Source organism: Leyella stercorea (assembly GCF_021531355.1).
GTDB lineage: Bacteria > Bacteroidota > Bacteroidia > Bacteroidales > Bacteroidaceae > Prevotella.
On sequence record NZ_JADYTS010000007.1, the window covers coordinates 1 to 15,889 of the forward strand.

Sequence of the window (15,889 nt, forward strand, 5' to 3'; positions counted from 1 at the left end):
ATAGGCTTCAGAGTGCATACGACAAGGCTGTCAAGGAGCGTGATGACTTGAACGGTCGTATGAATAGAAGCAAAAAATGAGAATCAGTATTCAATAAGAAATGAATACTACTAATTTTAATTAATTTCAGTTGTAAAAGAACGTGATTACGAGAATATGTCGTATATTTGCAATATAAGTATTAATTAAAAAACATTATCATGTGTCAGACAGCATTCATATCACAAAACATTGTTAGACTGGGAACAAGGTCATATAAGCACAGCTTGGAGGCAATGGTTCCAGAAGAATATAGTGTTGGTCAATTGCGTCGTTTAAACCGTGACCTTGATACTTTTTATGAGTATTTATATTCACAATGTAATGATGTTACAGAAAGTGAATACAAAGTGTTTGAAAAACAATTAGACTCTATGTTGACAACACTCAGGGCACTTTATATGTCATGTAAGAAAATGCCTTCAGAATGTGGCGTGGCTGATGAGACTGAAAAACTAAGAATGAACTATGTAGCCCTTTATGAATTGAACAACGACATAAAGAACTACCGCATAAATGCTCCAAGAGACACAGAATGGACTGCTCTTTTGTCGGATGCGGGCAATGCCTTAAAGAGTATTGCTCATGATTAGTTTTAAAACCATCAGCTCATTTCGGTCTCGTTTGTCTGGCTTGTTAAAAGTCAGACGTAAAGTTTATGCCAATGTAGAAAATGAAATTCGGCGTGAATTTACAGAAAAATCAATAGATCAGATTCGGCAGAACAATGATATGGTTCTGCTTGAAGGTGATGTTATTGTTATTAAGCTTCGATTACCAGACAAGAAACAGCGTCTTTCTCGTAAAGACGGTTTCCGTTTGATCTATTTGGTATCAAAAACTGACGAGATAGTTGTATTCTTGGATATTTATCCTAAGAATGGTCCTTTACAGCAACTTGACATAGCTGACGAACAATTAAAATGTTTAGTAAGGAGTTTTATTCTTGAAGCCCAAACCGCTTCTTTAGAAAATTATTTTATATAATTCAATAAAACTCATAACTCCACATTCAAATCCCCATCCGATTGGCGGCATGTGCAGAGCGATACTGCAATGGGGAACAACCTGATTAAATTCTATCGTCATATTCGGGTGATTCGAGTGATTCGTGTTCTATGAGAGAGTTTTGAATTGTTTCGCATTCTGACAATTTAACACTTAACATTTAACACTTAACATTAACCAAAGTAATTCATGGATAATTCGTGGTAATTCGTGACAAAAAGATTACGTGAGTCTTAGTCAGTAAGCACTCAAATCAGGGCTTAAATTATAAAAAAATGGACGCATACCACAATGCGCCTGTAAGGACAGCTTTAAATCATCACCGAGTAATTCGTAATTCAAATATGACTCTTACAGATAGAAATTAAATGCGCAAGCAGATGTTTGCAGAAATAGAAGAAAAACTGTTTAAGGACAACAAGCCCGAAGACAGTTCCTTCTACTATCACTCTTCCGAGGACCGTATAGTGTTATCTCATGCCCTTTTCTGGGTAATGACACAAAACATGAAAGGCAAGATGGCAAAGCAGAAGTTCTATTATAATAAGGTAAAATGTCGCAAGATAGAACGTATGCTGCCAGCACTAAGCAAGATGGTGATAGAAGAGCAAAACGATTTTGCAAAACAACATCCCGGCGTATTGTAAGGTTAGCAAAAGTGCCTATACAAAGGGCTATGCCCTAAATTGAGTACAAACCGGCAAAGCCGATTACAACATTCTTATTATGATAACATTACCCAACAAAACCTATACCGCTGACGCTATTCGTCTTTCTCAGATCCTCAGCAGCACTACAAAAGTCAATATGCTGAAAGTCTGCAAGAAGTTCGACCTTTATGTCAGTCCTAATCTTAAGAAAGACGAGACAGCGCGTCGTGTGGCGAATGAAGTTATTGACAATCCTAATGAGATAATCAGCCGTCTAAGCAAGGTTGAGCTACAGATTCTCGATGAGTTCGTAAAAGGAGACGATAGGACTTACGTTGTCCGTAAGGAGCGCAAGACTCCTTATATCCTTCAAAAGTACTACATGGTAGTGACCTATTGCGATGAAGAAAAAGGAGAATGGCACATGCTTATGCCCGCCGAACTTCGCAAATCTCTCTCCGATGACTATAAAGTATACCTCGACCTTGCACTGCAAGGCAAGAAAGGACCATCAGCAAAAGACTTGAGAATGATGGCATTTATGAAGAATCTGTATGGGGAATAAACATACCAATTCCCTTACTTGCAACCACTGCGCCCCGAAGGGGTAACTGTGAATCATCACCAATTAGTTCGTGATACAATTCACAATTGACCAACTCACAATCGCAGGCCTTAGCCGAGAATAACTCAACATTCAACATTCAAAACTCAAAATTCATCAGTAAGCACTCAATTGCTTCCGAGGCATTTTGCATGAACCAAGTTACCTTTGCGCTGCAAAACATAAAAATACGATTATGGCAAGCATTGAAGATATGGAAAGGCAAGACTTTATAAATACAATAACGGAGCTTAAGGCTATGATAGGTAGTCTTAAGCTTACGATAGACACGCTTCGTCAGACGATAAACTCGCAGAACGCTACGATAGCGTCGTTGCAGAAGTCAATGGATAGGCTTCAGAGTGCATACGACAATACTATCAAGGAGCGTGATGATTTGAACAATCGATTGAATAGAAGTAAAACTTGAAATACCAATACGCTCATTGAGACATGCAAAAATGTAGGTCTCAATGTGAAGGAGTATTTCGCTTATGTATTCAGCAGACTTATAGAGGGTGAGAAGGACTACGAAAAGCTTCTCCCCAGTGCAGTCGCACGGTAAATTCAAATAAACAAAAGTTAAAACAAAAATAATCAATGGCTCTCCAGCCCCTGTTTATAAGGGGTTGGAAGCAATTGAGTGCTTACTATACAAAGGGCTATGCCCTAAATTGAGTACTAACACCACAAACTCTACGCCCAGCCTTGACAACAGTGAATCAGAAAGTTTATTCATGGCAAAATTACTTCCTTACAGTCAGTGGGTCCAAGGACAAATCTCATGGTTAATTTACGGTAATTCGTGTTCAAAGACTATCAATTCACAATTGACCAATTCACAATCGCATGCGTAGCAGCGAACAACTCAAAACTCAACATTCAAAACTCAAAACTCTAAAAAATATGCGTGATTTTAAAGACATTAAAGTCGCTGTAGCCGGTACAGGCTACGTGGGACTAAGTATAGCTACATTGCTATCTCAACATCATCATGTAACAGCAGTAGATGTAATTCCTGAAAAGGTGGAGAAATTGAGCAACAAAATTTCACCTATCCAAGATGATTATATCGAAAAGTATTTGGCTGAAAAGCCTTTGAACCTTGTTGCCACACTTGACGGCAAGTCTGCTTATGCAAACGCAGATTTTGTAGTTATCGCAGCACCTACCAATTATGACCCTGTAAAGAACTACTTCGACACTACACATGTAGAAGAAGTTATCGACTTGGTATTGGAGGTTAATCCAGATGCCATTATGGTTATAAAGTCAACAATTCCAGTAGGTTATACACGTAATCTATATTTGAAGTATGCTCGGAAAGGAGTTAAGAAGTTTAATCTTCTCTTTTCTCCAGAGTTCCTGCGTGAAAGCAAGGCGTTATATGACAACCTTTATCCAAGCCGTATCATTGTAGGTTATCCCAAGATTATCAACAAGCCAGAGTTTGAGGCAGAGAATAAGGCTATCGAATCAGTAACAGATGTAGAAATGCTTAAAGAAGCAGCTCATACCTTTGCAGACTTGCTGTTGGAAGGTGCTATCGGCAACCGTGAGGAAGGAGAAAATTCAACATTGGATAATTCCTCATCGCCAAAGGCGACTAACTCAACACTCAACATTCAAAATTCAAAATTCAACAAGGGTATCCCTTGTTTGTTTATGGGTATGAAGGAAGCCGAGGCTGTAAAACTCTTTGCTAATACTTACCTTGCTCTTCGCGTTAGCTACTTTAATGAGCTTGACACTTACGCAGAAGTGAAAGGTCTTGACTCAAAGGCAATCATTGAAGGTGTAGGTCTTGACCCACGTATTGGTACACACTACAACAATCCATCATTCGGCTATGGTGGCTACTGCTTGCCAAAGGACACCAAGCAGCTCCTCGCAAACTATCAGGATGTACCTCAGAATATGATGTCTGCTATTGTCGAGTCAAATAAAACTCGCAAGGATTACATTGCTGATGCAGTGTTACGCAAGGCTGATTGGTATGACTATTCAAGCAACAATCAATATGGTGCAGAATATGGCGATTGTGTAATAGGGGTATATCGCTTGACCATGAAGTCGAATTCGGACAATTTCCGCCAATCTGCTATTCAAGGTATAATGAAGCGTATAAAGGCTAAAGGAGCTGTGGTCATTATTTATGAACCAACACTTGAAGACGGAACTACTTTCTTTGGCAGCAAGGTCGTTAATAATCTTGATGAGTTCAAAATTAAAAGCAAGGCCATTATTGCTAACCGCTTTGATGACTGTCTTAAGGACGTGGAAGACAAGGTTTATACACGAGATATATTTAGAAGAGATTAATAACAAGAGAGCTTTCAAGTGCTTGAAAAATATCATCAAATAATTAATGGCAAATAAAACATCAGATAATAATCGAATTGCAAAAAATACGGCATTTTTATATGTCCGTATGCTTTTGTCTATAATTGTCAGTTTATACACAAGTAGGGTGGTTCTTCAAACTTTAGGGGTTGAAGATTACGGCATATATGGTGTTGTTGGAGGGGTCGTATCTATGTTTTCCTTCCTTAATGCATCTATGTCAGGTGCTACATCTCGTTTTTTGTCTTATGCAATAGGAAAAGGAGATATAAAACAATTAAGAGTGACTTTTTGCTCTGCAATGAATATACATATAATAATAGCTGTTCTTGTACTTGTAGTTGCAGAGACACTAGGCTTGTGGTTTTTATACAATAAGTTGGTTATACCTGATGAGAGAATGCTTGCTGCACAATTTGTTTATCAATTCAGTATAATAAGTATGTTTTTTAATGTTACGCAGGTTCCATATAATGCCGTGATTATAGCACATGAAAAAATGGATGTTTATGCTTACGTTGAACTTCTCAATGTCTTTCTGAAATTGGGTATAGTATACTTGTTGTTAATAGGTAGTTTTGATAAATTAATTCTATATGCAGGGCTATCGCTTGGAATTTCTGTATTAGTTGCATTGGTTTATAGAGTATATTGTTTGAAGCATTTTGTAGAGACTAAGTATAGTTTTATTTGGGATAAAAAAACGATACAGCCAATGTTATGCTTTTCAGGTTGGGATTTGTATGGAAATATGAGTGTTGTTTTTTTTACTCAAGGCTTGTCAATGTTGCTTAATATTTTCTTTGGGCCAGCTTTAAATGCCGCAAATAATGTTTCTACAACGGTGCAGGGTACGGTTAAAGCGTTCGCTTTTAATGTAATTCAAGCATTTAGACCGCAAATAATTAAAAAGTATGCACAAGAAGATATAGATGCTGTAAATCAATATTGTATTATGGCAACACAATATACTTTAATTCTATTTTCAATAATAGCTGTACCTTTTTTATTTAAAACAGAGTGTATTTTACATTTATGGCTTGGTCTTATTCCAGAGCATACTGTGTTCTTTTTGAGAATAGTATTGTTAGGCACTGTATTTAACCTGGCAAATAATATTGTAAATATACCTATTCATGCTTGTGGTAGAATGAAATTATTCAGTTTAGTAACAGGTTCATGTTTCATGATTTCAATACCTCTAATGTATATTTTACTAAAATTAGGTGGCTCTGCAGATATGTCGTATTTAATTGTATTATTGGCATATACTGCTTGTTTTTGTGGATCGTTGATAATATTGAAAAGAAATATTCCAGATATCAATATGACACAATTATTTATACAAGGTTACTTTAAATATATTGTGTGTATCACACCTGGCTTGCTTTTATCTGTTTGGTTATTATATAGTATAAGAAATGATTTTCTTTCTTTTATATCGATATTCTTTATCAATACAATTGCAATATGCATATGTACATTTTTGATCATAATGTCTAAAGAGGACAGAAAAAAGTTTTTTTTATTGTTCAATGAGAAATTATTAAGACGAAAATAACTATGGGTCGGTTAACAAAAGACTTCTATGACATATATAATGGAATGGGGCTTAAAAATGCATTGCAGTTGGTGCTATTTCCTCGTATTTTAAGAAAGTTAGGAATTAATTATAACGACAACCAAGCTTTTGATTGTTTCATAGGGAAAAATTTCAATAAAGTTATTTCAAAGTATAAGCAAGTAAGCTTTTCTACGGAGTATGAGATTCCTAAAATGATTTGGGTATTTTGGTGGCAAGGTGAATTGGCGATGCCATCTGTAATAAAAGAATGTTATCGTTCTATATTACGAAATGCCAATGGACGTCAAGTAATATTGCTTGATTATAATAACTATAAATATTATGTTAAGTTACCAGATTATATTTTGAGAAAAGTAAATGATGGAATAATCTCTAAAACACATTTTAGTGATTTATTACGAGTTTGTCTTTTAAAAGAGTATGGTGGTTTTTGGATTGATGCTGCTATTTTTGTTACAAAACCTATACCTCAATATAAAGGAATTTTTTATTCTCCAAGGTTAACTAATGAGTTACAAGACTCTCCTCATATGGCTCAGTGGGTTATGGGGGTCATGGGAGCCCCACCACATATGCCTTTGTTCTTGTATATTTATGATATGCTTTTAAGCTATTGGGCAAAATACAATGTTGTGTTTTCGTATTTAATGTTTGACTATTTTATAAAATATGGTTATGAACATATTGCTTGGATAAAAGAAATAATGGAGAATCGTCCTGTAGAATCACCAGATTTACACTTTCCAAGATACAATTTTTCAGAAGAAGTGGATGAGAAGAAGTTGGATTGTTTATTGGTACACAATACTTTTTTGTCTCTAACATATCGTATAAAATATCCTAAATATACGATTAATGGAAAAGAATCGTATTATGCCGCATTACTAAATAAATATAATATCAAATATGACGAAAAATCAAATGGGGGGGGTAAATACTGGCAATTTGTCCCCATTAAATCAATGGCTGCATAAAATAAAATTGCTTTTTGATTCAATTCATAAAAGACTCATTATCTTTCGATATAAATATTGGCAATGGAGAGATAGGGAGATGGCTGAATATATAAAGCAACTGCGAATAATGAGCATTGAAGAAACTGTTGACTATATAATAAAAAACAAAAGCTCTTGTACTCGGTTTGGGGATGGAGAATTTCTTGTTTTGGTAGGGCAGTTTAACCAATTTCAAAAGGCAGATAAAAAATTAGCAAATAGATTGAAAGAAGTTATTGATAACAGAGTAGACAATCTCTTGGTTTGTATGCCATCGTTTATCACAAATGTTAAACCATTTGTATTGAATAGTCAACTTACGGGTTTGGGATTTAATCATAGTTATTTAAAAACAGCTGTCAAACCATATGTTTCGGTAGCTAATATTTATGGCGATAGTCTATTCACTCGTTTTTATATGAATAAGAAAGACAAAAGTAAGACTCCTGACTATATTAAAACATTAAAACGGCTGTGGGAAGGTGAGAAACTGCTGATCGTTGAAGGTAAATATTCGAGGTTAGGCGTTTCAAATGACCTATTTGATAACACAATTTCAATAAAAAGAATTTTGTGCCCACAAGAAAATGCGTTTGATAGATATGATATAATTCTAAGTTGTATAAAGAAATACTATCAAGGAGAATTAATAATACTGGCACTTGGTATGACAGCTACTATATTAGCTTATGATTTAGCAAAAGAAAAAATGCGGGCATTAGATTTAGGACATATTGATGTGGAGTATGAATGGTATCGCATGGGGGCAACCCATAAGCTTCCTATATCAGGAAAACAAATGAGTGAATGTCAAGGAGGAGATTGTCATTCTTCTTCATCTAATATAAGATATCTTAAACAAATAATAGCAGATTGTAGTTCTTAATTATTATCTTATGAGTGTTATAACAGAAATAAAATACAAATATCTCTTGAATAAATCCTACTTGCGTATTTGTACTGGTGCAAAAGTAAGAATAGGAAAAAATGTAAAGATTTGTAATAGCCGTATTATCGTAACGTCAGGCTCCCATATGGAAATAGGCGATAATGTCTGCATTGAAAATTCTATTATATCCGTTGTTAACGGAATATGTACAATATGTAATAATTCTATTATAGGTTGTACATCTAATAGATTAATGTTTAATATAGAACAAGGAGAGATACATATAGGACACCATTCAAAAATCAGTGCCTTTCGTTTTTGGGTAAGGTTTGGAGGTGTTATTTCCATTGGAGATTATACCAATATTAATAGTGGTTCTGAAATTCGTTGTGATGAATATGTATCTATAGGCAGTTTTAATCAAATAAGCTATAATGTTAATATTTGGGACACTAATACCCATAATATTCTTTCAAGAGAAGAACGAAGAAGAGTTACAATTAGCCACTATCCATATTACGGATATGAAGAAAGAAAGCCAAAGACTAAAAAGATAAAAATAGGAAATGATTGTTGGATTGGTGAAAAAGCATCAATATTGAAAGGTACTTTAATAGGTGACGATGTAATTGTAGGGTATAATTGCTTGCTGTCAAATCAGATGATACCTAATGCGACAACAGTTGTCTCTAAGTGTTTACTTGATATTCGTAAAAGAGATTGATAAAAATATGATAGATGTAATTGTTTCAGTAATAATACCTATCTATAATGTTGAGAACTTTATAGATAGAGGAATTAGTTTTCTTTTAAATCAGACATATCGACATTTTGAAATAATTCTTGTTGATGACGGTTCAACTGATGGAAGCTTGGAAAAATGTCAATATTGGGCTCAAAGAGAAGAGAGGATAAGTGTAATTCATCAAGAAAATCAAGGGGCTGGTGGCGCAAGGAACAAAGGTATTGATAACGCAAAAGGAAGGTATATCTATTTTTTTGATATAGACGATGAAATATCTAATGAACTGATTGAACTTAATGTTCAAATAATGGAATCTTATAAAGTTGACTTTGTCCTTTTTGGTTATAGGAGTGTAGAAACTGCTTATAAATCAGAGACGGTAGTATCTTTTCAAGATAGTATTATCAGATCGAATACTGATTTAAGAGATAAATACATAGAGTTGTTTATACTTAAAATGAATGGGTTTCCTTGGAATAAATTTTATCGCAAGTCATTCTTGGATAGGTATAATATAAGATTCGAAAATCAGCGAATTCAACAAGACGAGGTTTTTAACCTTAAGGTGTACCATTATTTGGATAATGCTTATGTATCTTCAAATGTCTTATACACTTACTACATATACAATAATGGAAATACTCGATCACGTTTTATCCCTAATCGTTTTGATATCTACAAATCTGTCCGACATCATTTTGATGATTTAAAGGATTTCTGGAATTTAGAAGATCATCGATTGGATGATTATCTAAACAAACGTTTCTATCAAAGTGTAATGGCTTGTTTGTTGTTTAATCTAACACATCCGAAGAGCACATTCACTAAACAACAGGCAAAGGTAGAGATAAACCGAGTTATGGACGATCCTCTAACCATAGAAGCATTTGACTATGCAAGGAAAAACATAACGGGTATAGAGCAGAGGCTGTATCGGAAGGCATGTAAGAGTAGAAGCTTATTACAAATAAGGATATTGACAGGTCTGTTTTCTTCATTGAGGAAAGTACATAATCTTCTAAAAAGATAAATATATGAATATTAGAAGCATACTAAGCACAATTTACCATTGTTTACGTCCAATAGTAGTAAAGGGTAAAAATAATATTATACATAATCGTTCGAAGATTGGTTCCGGGTTTAGGATATTTATAGAAGGCAAAAATAACAATATAGAAATTGGTAAAAATTGTCTTTTGACTAATACCCAGATAATAATGCATGGTAATGACAATTCTATTTTTATAGACGATAAAGTGCGTTTTATGGGACCTTGCAAAATCGTAATGGGGGGGGTAAGTTCACTTGTTATTAAATATAATGCAGGAATTAGAGGAGTGGAATTCAATCTAAATGGTGCAAATATTGAGGTCGGTGAATTGTGTATGTTTAGTTATGGTATAACATTGCGTAATCACGACTCACATAGAATTATTAATCCTATTGATGGTTCTGTTATGAATAGCCCCAAGGATATTGTTTTAGGCAAACATGTGTGGGTTGCTCAAAATGCAACGATTTTAAAGGGTTGCCATATTGGAGATAACTCAGTCATTGGCTTTGGGTCTATCGTTACCAAAAGTTGTGATTCTGGATCAATAATGACGGGTGTTCCTGCAAAAGTAGTAAAAGAAAATATAAATTGGGATTATTGAAATTAATTAAATGAAACCACATATCCTTATCAACATGCACTACCTTGAAATAGGTGGTGCAGAGACAGCCCTAATCGGCTTGCTCAATGCATTAGATCCTAAACGTGTGGACGTAGACTTGTTCTTACATGACCATAGAGGTGAGATGATACAGTTCGTTCCCGAATGGGTGAATGTGTTGCCGCCAATAAAGGAATATACAATGCTGGAGCGTCCGATAAAGGAACTCGTGAATCGTGGCCATTGGTTGATAGCTGCAGCCAGACTTTGGGCGAAGTATGTCAGCAAGAAGGCTTACAAGAAGAGCCATAGCTGTTTGCCAAATGCAAGCGTGTTTCACTATATGGCTAAATATACCACACCTTTGCTGCCACGGATTAATCCTAACGTAACTTACGATTTGGCAATCAGTTTTCTTACGCCACATCAGATTACACTTCAGAAAATCGATGCTCGTAAGCGTATAGCCTGGATACACACCGACTATACCAAGATATGGGTGGACGCAGATGATGAATTGCCAGTATGGAGTAAATACGATTATATTGCAAGTATATCACCAGATGTAACTAAGACTTTCCTTCAAACATTCCCAACACTTGCAAATACCAACAAGATTGTAGAGATTGAGAATATTCTGTCTCCTGCTTTTGTGCGTCGACGTGCAGATATAGAGGATGTTGAGACTGAACTAAATAGCTATGGGGGGGGTAAAAATCCTCACAATAGGAAGATTCAGTGAGCAGAAAAACTTTGACAATTTACCAGACATTTGTAGAAGATTGATTGAAGAAATGACAAGATTATTATCTGTAGGTCGCTTCTCTGAAGCAAAGAACTATGACAACGTGCCCGACATTTGCCGACGTATGGTGAAAGAGGGTGTTGACGTTAAGTGGTTTATTATAGGTTTCGGTGGTGACGAACAACTTATAAGAAGAAAGATAGAGGAGGCTGGTATGCAAGAGCATGTCATCATCCTCGGCAAGCGTAGTAATCCCTACCCATACATCAAGGCATGCGATATATATGTGCAGCCGTCAAGATATGAGGGTAAGAGCGTAACGGTACGCGAGGCTCAAATGCTTTGCAAGCCAGTAGTAGTGACCAACTATCCTACAGCTTCCAGCCAAATAAAGAATGGTATAGATGGCGTAATTGTTCCGATGGACAATGAAGGCTGTGCCTGTGGTTTGGCACAGGTCATTACGGATAAGGCCCTACAAGAGCGTCTTGTTGGATATCTCAAAACCCATGACTATGGCAACGAGAGTGAAGTTGAGAAGATATATCGTATGATAGAGGAGGCAAAATGATGAAACAGCGTGATCTCTCACTCGACTTGCTGCGCATTGTGGCATGTGTGATGGTAGTGATGATGCACAGTTGATGAACTTAAAGATAATTAACGAATTATTCATATTAGTTTTATGATACCCAAAATTATTCATTACTGCTGGTTCAGTCGTAACCCATTGCCCGAATCTGCAAAAAAATGTATTGATAGTTGGCGCAAGTTCTTGCCTGATTATGAAATAAAAGAATGGAACGAAGACAACTTCGATGTTAACATAATACCCTATACCCAACAAGCATACGAAGCCAAGAAATATGCTTTCGTAAGCGACTATGCCCGCTTCTGGATTCTGTATCATCATGGCGGTGTATACTTTGACACAGATGTGGAGGTGATAAGACCGATGGATGATATCATTGAGAAGGGAGCGTTCTTTGGAATGGAGTTGGTTGATAATAAGAATAATGCAATTGCAGTAAATCCTGGTCTTGGAATGGCCTCGGAGACTCAACACCCACTATATAAACGTATGCTTGATGGATATGTAAATCTGAACTTCATTCTTGAGAATGGAGAAAAAAATCCATTCTCAATGATACCAATGCTTACTGGATTCCTCTCCAATGACGGACTTAAAGTAGACTCGTCAATACAGAAAGTTGATGAGGTTACGATTTATCCCCCAGATTTCTTTAATCCATGGGACGACTTGTTGGGGAAATTGAATAAAACAGCCAATACACGCACAATACATTGGTATAGCAAGACATGGATGAAGCAAGAATCAATAGTTGTTGTATGGGCAAAGAGAATTGTGAGAAGAGTTCTTCGTTTTATTAAAAGGTAATATTATTTATGGAAATAGCACAATTATATTATCCTATATATTTATTGATTGTTACTTTGTTTTCTATACAAGTATACGGAAAATACAATAAACGAATCAACCCTATATTAGGAATGCAAAAACGAGGCTTAGATGGAGAATGTCTCATTCTAATGTTCTTTATGATACTATTTATAGGACTTCGTCCAGTTAGTGGAAGGTACTTTGGTGATATGGGTAACTATGTTGCATCTTATCATGCTTTTTATGAAAATGTTCCTTTCGTTTTTAATCCATTAGCAGAAAATTTATTATGGGACAACTGGTGGGCATTATGGGGTAGTATGTGTTTAGGAACAGAGACGTTCTTTCTATTATCTGCTGCAATTTATTTTGTCTGTACATACATAGCTTGTCGTAAATGGTTTCCTAATGATACGTTTATTGCTTATTTGTTTTTTCTTGCAGCTTTCTCAACCTTTTCTTATACAACAAACGGATGTAAAGCAGGAAATGCTGCTGCATTGTTCTTAGTGGCAATGGCTTATCGAGATAAACTGTATGTATGCATACCTTTCCTCTTACTCTCTTTAGGTATTCATCATTCCATGAAACTGCCAATTGTAGCTTTTATCCTTGCGAGTCTTTTTAAGAATCCTAAAATGTATCTTATGGCTTGGGGTATTTGCCTTCTACTATCATTAGCACATATTACATGGTTTCAAGTGCTTTTTGCTCAAATAAGTGCAGATAATGGAGATGCACATGGTGCCAACTATCTTTTAGGATCAGATACTAATGGGTGGGGTGGAAAATCAGGTTTTAGATATGATTTTGTTTTGTATTCTGCAATGCCAGTTTGGGTTGGTTATTATGCGGTATTCAAGAAAAAGATCAAATCCTTAAATTATAACTTTATATTAAATGTCTATACTATATTAAATTCAGTATGGATGCTTTGCATGTATGCCGAATTTACAAACCGAATAGCTTATTTAAGTTGGTTTATGTATCCATTCGTGTTGATCTATCCTCTGGTATGTGAAAACTGGGGTATACAAAAATACCGAACTCTTTCGAAGATAATGTTGTACCATTTAGGGTTTACTTTATTTATGCAGATTATTTATTATTAAATGTTTGTCTCAAATGAAACTTCTTACAATATTTACTCCCACCTACAATCGCAAGCATACGATTGGTAGGACATATGATAGTCTTTTGCGTCAGACAAGCAAAGATTTTAATTGGTTGATTATAGATGACGGTTCTATTGATGGCACCAAGGAGTGGGTGGAATCATTAGGACATGGAGTATGGATGGATGGTCCTGTTTACGATTGGATGGGACGTAAAAAAACTTCTGATAGTAATCATGTACACTTTGTCGTAGAAGTGCCAACATCAGATGGTAATAGTCTACATATCGACTATATTTATAAACCGAATGGTGGTCTATATACTGGCTATAATGTAGCTTATGATTTTATTCAGACAGAACTATGTGCCTGCATTGATTCTGATGATTTTGCTCCTGATGATGCAGTAGAAAAGATATGTAGGCTATGGAAGGAAAAAGGTTCTGACAAATACTGTGGTGTTATAGGGTTAGATTTTTATTTAGATGGTTCACCAATTGGTGGTTACTTACCACAAAGAATGACAGAATGTTATCGTTCAGATCTTTTTATAAAAAACATACATCAAGGGGATAGTAAGGAAGTAATGCGCACAGAATTAATGCGTAGTGTAGCTCCACAAATAGGATTTGAGGGAGAGAAGAATTTCAATCCTGCTTATATGTTAGCTCAAGTATGGGATAAGCTTCCTCTTTTGATTATTAATGAAAATTTGTGTTTTGTAGATTACCAATTAGGGGCAGATAGTATGTCACAAGGCATATTTAAACAATATTTAAATAGTCCTAGAAGTTATGCAAAGATGCGTATTATGCATTTGAAATTGCAAAGATATAATTATTCACTAAAATTTAAGGAAGCTGCTCATTATATATCGTCTTGTATTATTTCAAAAGATAAGAATTGGTTAAGAAATTCACCAATGAAGTTAACAACAATACTTGCCATTCCACTTGGCTTACTCTTCTATGCTATAATTAAAATCAAAAATAGATAATATGATACGTGTATTACATATACTTCACTCCATGAATAGAGGTGGTGCAGAGAATGCTTTAATGAATTACTATCGTCATGTTGATCGTAATTGTATTCAATTTGATTTTCTTTTAACAGATCAGTCAAAATGTCAATTTGAAGACGAAATATTATCGTTAGGAGGACGTGTGTTTAGAGTACCTCTTCTGACTATAGCAAATCCCTTTCCTTATATTAAAGGTGTTAAAAATTTTCTAGGAGAGCATCCTGAATATAAAATAGTACATTCGCACACTTCTTCAAAAAGCTTTTTCCCTTTGTTCTTAGCGAAGAAACAAGGCGTTCCCGTTCGCATAAGCCATTCCCACAGTTCAATGGCTGAGGGTGGAATAAATGGAATGATACGTAAAATGTTGAGGCCTTTTTTAAAATTAGTGGCTACAGATTGGGTTACTTGTGGAGAGCAAGCAGGAGAATATCTTTATGGTAAAAAAGCTCAAAAAGAAGGAAAAGTAAAGTTATTTAGAAATGTTATTGAAGCTGAACATTTTCATTTCTCGAAGGAAAAAAGAGAACAAATGCGAGATTTTCTTGGAATAGATAATGATGTGTTTGTTATAGGACATACAGCCCGTTTTGATCCAGTAAAGAACCATAAATTTGACGTAGACATATTAGTAGAAATAAAAAAAATACATCCAAATTGTAAACTATTAGAACTTGGTCTTGGTGTAAAAGAAGGTATTTTAGAATACGCAAAACAAAAAGGAGTTGATGAAGATATTATTTTTGCTGGCGTAGTTAATAATGTTTTCGATTATGAACAGGCAATGGATGTATTTATACTTCCTTCATTTAACGAGGGTCTGCCTTTGTCAATTGTAGAAGCTCAAGTTTCAGGCTTGCCTTGTTTCACAACCGAAGGTACTGTATCAAAGGAGTGTAGTGTGACAAATCTTGTAAGTTACATACCACTTGAAGTAGGGGCTAAGGTATGGGCCAAACAAATTTGGGAATCAAGAAATGTAGAAAGAATAGATAGATTTGTTGAAATTGCATCAGCAGGTTACGATGCTCAAACTTCAGCAAAAAAACTTCAAGATTTCTATATGAAAAAAATATTGAAATAAAGATTT

General features: G+C 35.2%; 19 protein-coding genes. All 19 read left to right on the top strand.

The window, feature by feature from the left end; translation table 11 throughout:
• Positions 1-275: 275 nt before the first annotated feature.
• The 19 genes from I6E38_RS03325 (at position 276) to I6E38_RS03410 (ending at position 15,883) form a co-directional block, all read left to right on the top strand.
• Positions 276-632, top strand: a complete 357-nt coding sequence (locus I6E38_RS03325; RefSeq protein WP_235392670.1) for a hypothetical protein — start codon at positions 276-278, stop codon at positions 630-632.
• Positions 625-1,026 (top strand): hypothetical protein, encoded by a 402-nt coding sequence (locus I6E38_RS03330; protein ID WP_235392671.1) that lies wholly within the window; start codon positions 625-627, stop codon positions 1,024-1,026. The genes I6E38_RS03325 and I6E38_RS03330 overlap by 8 nt, the downstream gene beginning before the upstream one ends.
• Before the next feature lie 401 nt (positions 1,027-1,427).
• Positions 1,428-1,694, top strand: coding sequence for a hypothetical protein (locus I6E38_RS03335; RefSeq protein ID WP_235392672.1), 267 nt, complete (start codon positions 1,428-1,430; stop codon positions 1,692-1,694).
• 79 nt (positions 1,695-1,773) lie between these two features.
• Positions 1,774-2,262, top strand: coding sequence for a hypothetical protein (locus I6E38_RS03340; protein ID WP_235392673.1), 489 nt, complete (start codon positions 1,774-1,776; stop codon positions 2,260-2,262).
• Between the two features lie 235 nt (positions 2,263-2,497).
• On the top strand, positions 2,498-2,731 hold the full coding sequence (locus tag I6E38_RS03345; RefSeq protein ID WP_235392674.1) for a DUF3450 domain-containing protein: 234 nt from the start codon (positions 2,498-2,500) through the stop codon (positions 2,729-2,731).
• A 15-nt stretch (positions 2,732-2,746) separates the two neighbouring features.
• Entirely contained in the window at positions 2,747-2,866 is a 120-nt protein-coding gene (locus I6E38_RS15430; protein WP_368043088.1) for a transposase domain-containing protein, read from the top strand.
• Positions 2,867-3,207: 341 nt separating this feature from the next.
• The gene (locus tag I6E38_RS03350; RefSeq protein WP_235392675.1) at positions 3,208-4,623 is read left to right on the top strand and encodes a UDP binding domain-containing protein; all 1,416 of its coding nucleotides are present in this window, start codon (positions 3,208-3,210) and stop codon (positions 4,621-4,623) included.
• 46 nt (positions 4,624-4,669) lie between these two features.
• Positions 4,670-6,205: an MATE family efflux transporter gene (locus tag I6E38_RS03355; RefSeq protein WP_235392676.1), complete on the top strand. Its 1,536-nt coding sequence runs from the start codon at positions 4,670-4,672 to the stop codon at positions 6,203-6,205.
• A gap of 2 nt (positions 6,206-6,207) precedes the next feature.
• A complete protein-coding gene (locus tag I6E38_RS03360) occupies positions 6,208-7,203 on the top strand; it encodes a capsular polysaccharide synthesis protein (RefSeq protein ID WP_235392677.1) in 996 nt (331 codons plus the stop codon).
• Between the two features lie 109 nt (positions 7,204-7,312).
• Entirely contained in the window at positions 7,313-8,110 is a 798-nt protein-coding gene (locus tag I6E38_RS03365; RefSeq protein WP_235392678.1) for a GT-D fold domain-containing glycosyltransferase, read from the top strand.
• Positions 8,111-8,120: 10 nt separating this feature from the next.
• Complete coding sequence (locus I6E38_RS03370) at positions 8,121-8,837, top strand: acyltransferase (RefSeq protein ID WP_235392679.1); 717 nt, start codon at positions 8,121-8,123, stop codon at positions 8,835-8,837.
• Positions 8,838-8,844: 7 nt separating this feature from the next.
• Positions 8,845-9,888 carry a glycosyltransferase family 2 protein gene (locus I6E38_RS03375; RefSeq protein ID WP_235392680.1) on the top strand — a complete coding sequence of 348 codons (1,044 nt, stop codon included), beginning with the start codon at positions 8,845-8,847 and terminating at the stop codon, positions 9,886-9,888.
• Between the two features lie 4 nt (positions 9,889-9,892).
• Entirely contained in the window at positions 9,893-10,513 is a 621-nt protein-coding gene (locus tag I6E38_RS03380) for an acyltransferase (protein ID WP_235392681.1), read from the top strand.
• Between the two features lie 10 nt (positions 10,514-10,523).
• Positions 10,524-11,255, top strand: a complete 732-nt coding sequence (locus tag I6E38_RS03385) for a glycosyltransferase family protein (protein WP_235392682.1) — start codon at positions 10,524-10,526, stop codon at positions 11,253-11,255.
• 52 nt (positions 11,256-11,307) lie between these two features.
• A complete protein-coding gene (locus I6E38_RS03390) occupies positions 11,308-11,829 on the top strand; it encodes a glycosyltransferase (protein ID WP_235392683.1) in 522 nt (173 codons plus the stop codon).
• Positions 11,830-11,943: 114 nt separating this feature from the next.
• Positions 11,944-12,657 carry a glycosyltransferase family 32 protein gene (locus tag I6E38_RS03395; RefSeq protein ID WP_235392684.1) on the top strand — a complete coding sequence of 238 codons (714 nt, stop codon included), beginning with the start codon at positions 11,944-11,946 and terminating at the stop codon, positions 12,655-12,657.
• 8 nt (positions 12,658-12,665) lie between these two features.
• On the top strand, positions 12,666-13,772 hold the full coding sequence (locus I6E38_RS03400; protein WP_235392685.1) for an EpsG family protein: 1,107 nt from the start codon (positions 12,666-12,668) through the stop codon (positions 13,770-13,772).
• Between the two features lie 13 nt (positions 13,773-13,785).
• Positions 13,786-14,772, top strand: coding sequence for a glycosyltransferase family 2 protein (locus tag I6E38_RS03405; protein ID WP_235392686.1), 987 nt, complete (start codon positions 13,786-13,788; stop codon positions 14,770-14,772).
• Position 14,773: 1 nt separating this feature from the next.
• Positions 14,774-15,883: a glycosyltransferase family 1 protein gene (locus tag I6E38_RS03410; protein WP_235392687.1), complete on the top strand. Its 1,110-nt coding sequence runs from the start codon at positions 14,774-14,776 to the stop codon at positions 15,881-15,883.
• Positions 15,884-15,889 lie beyond the last annotated feature (6 nt).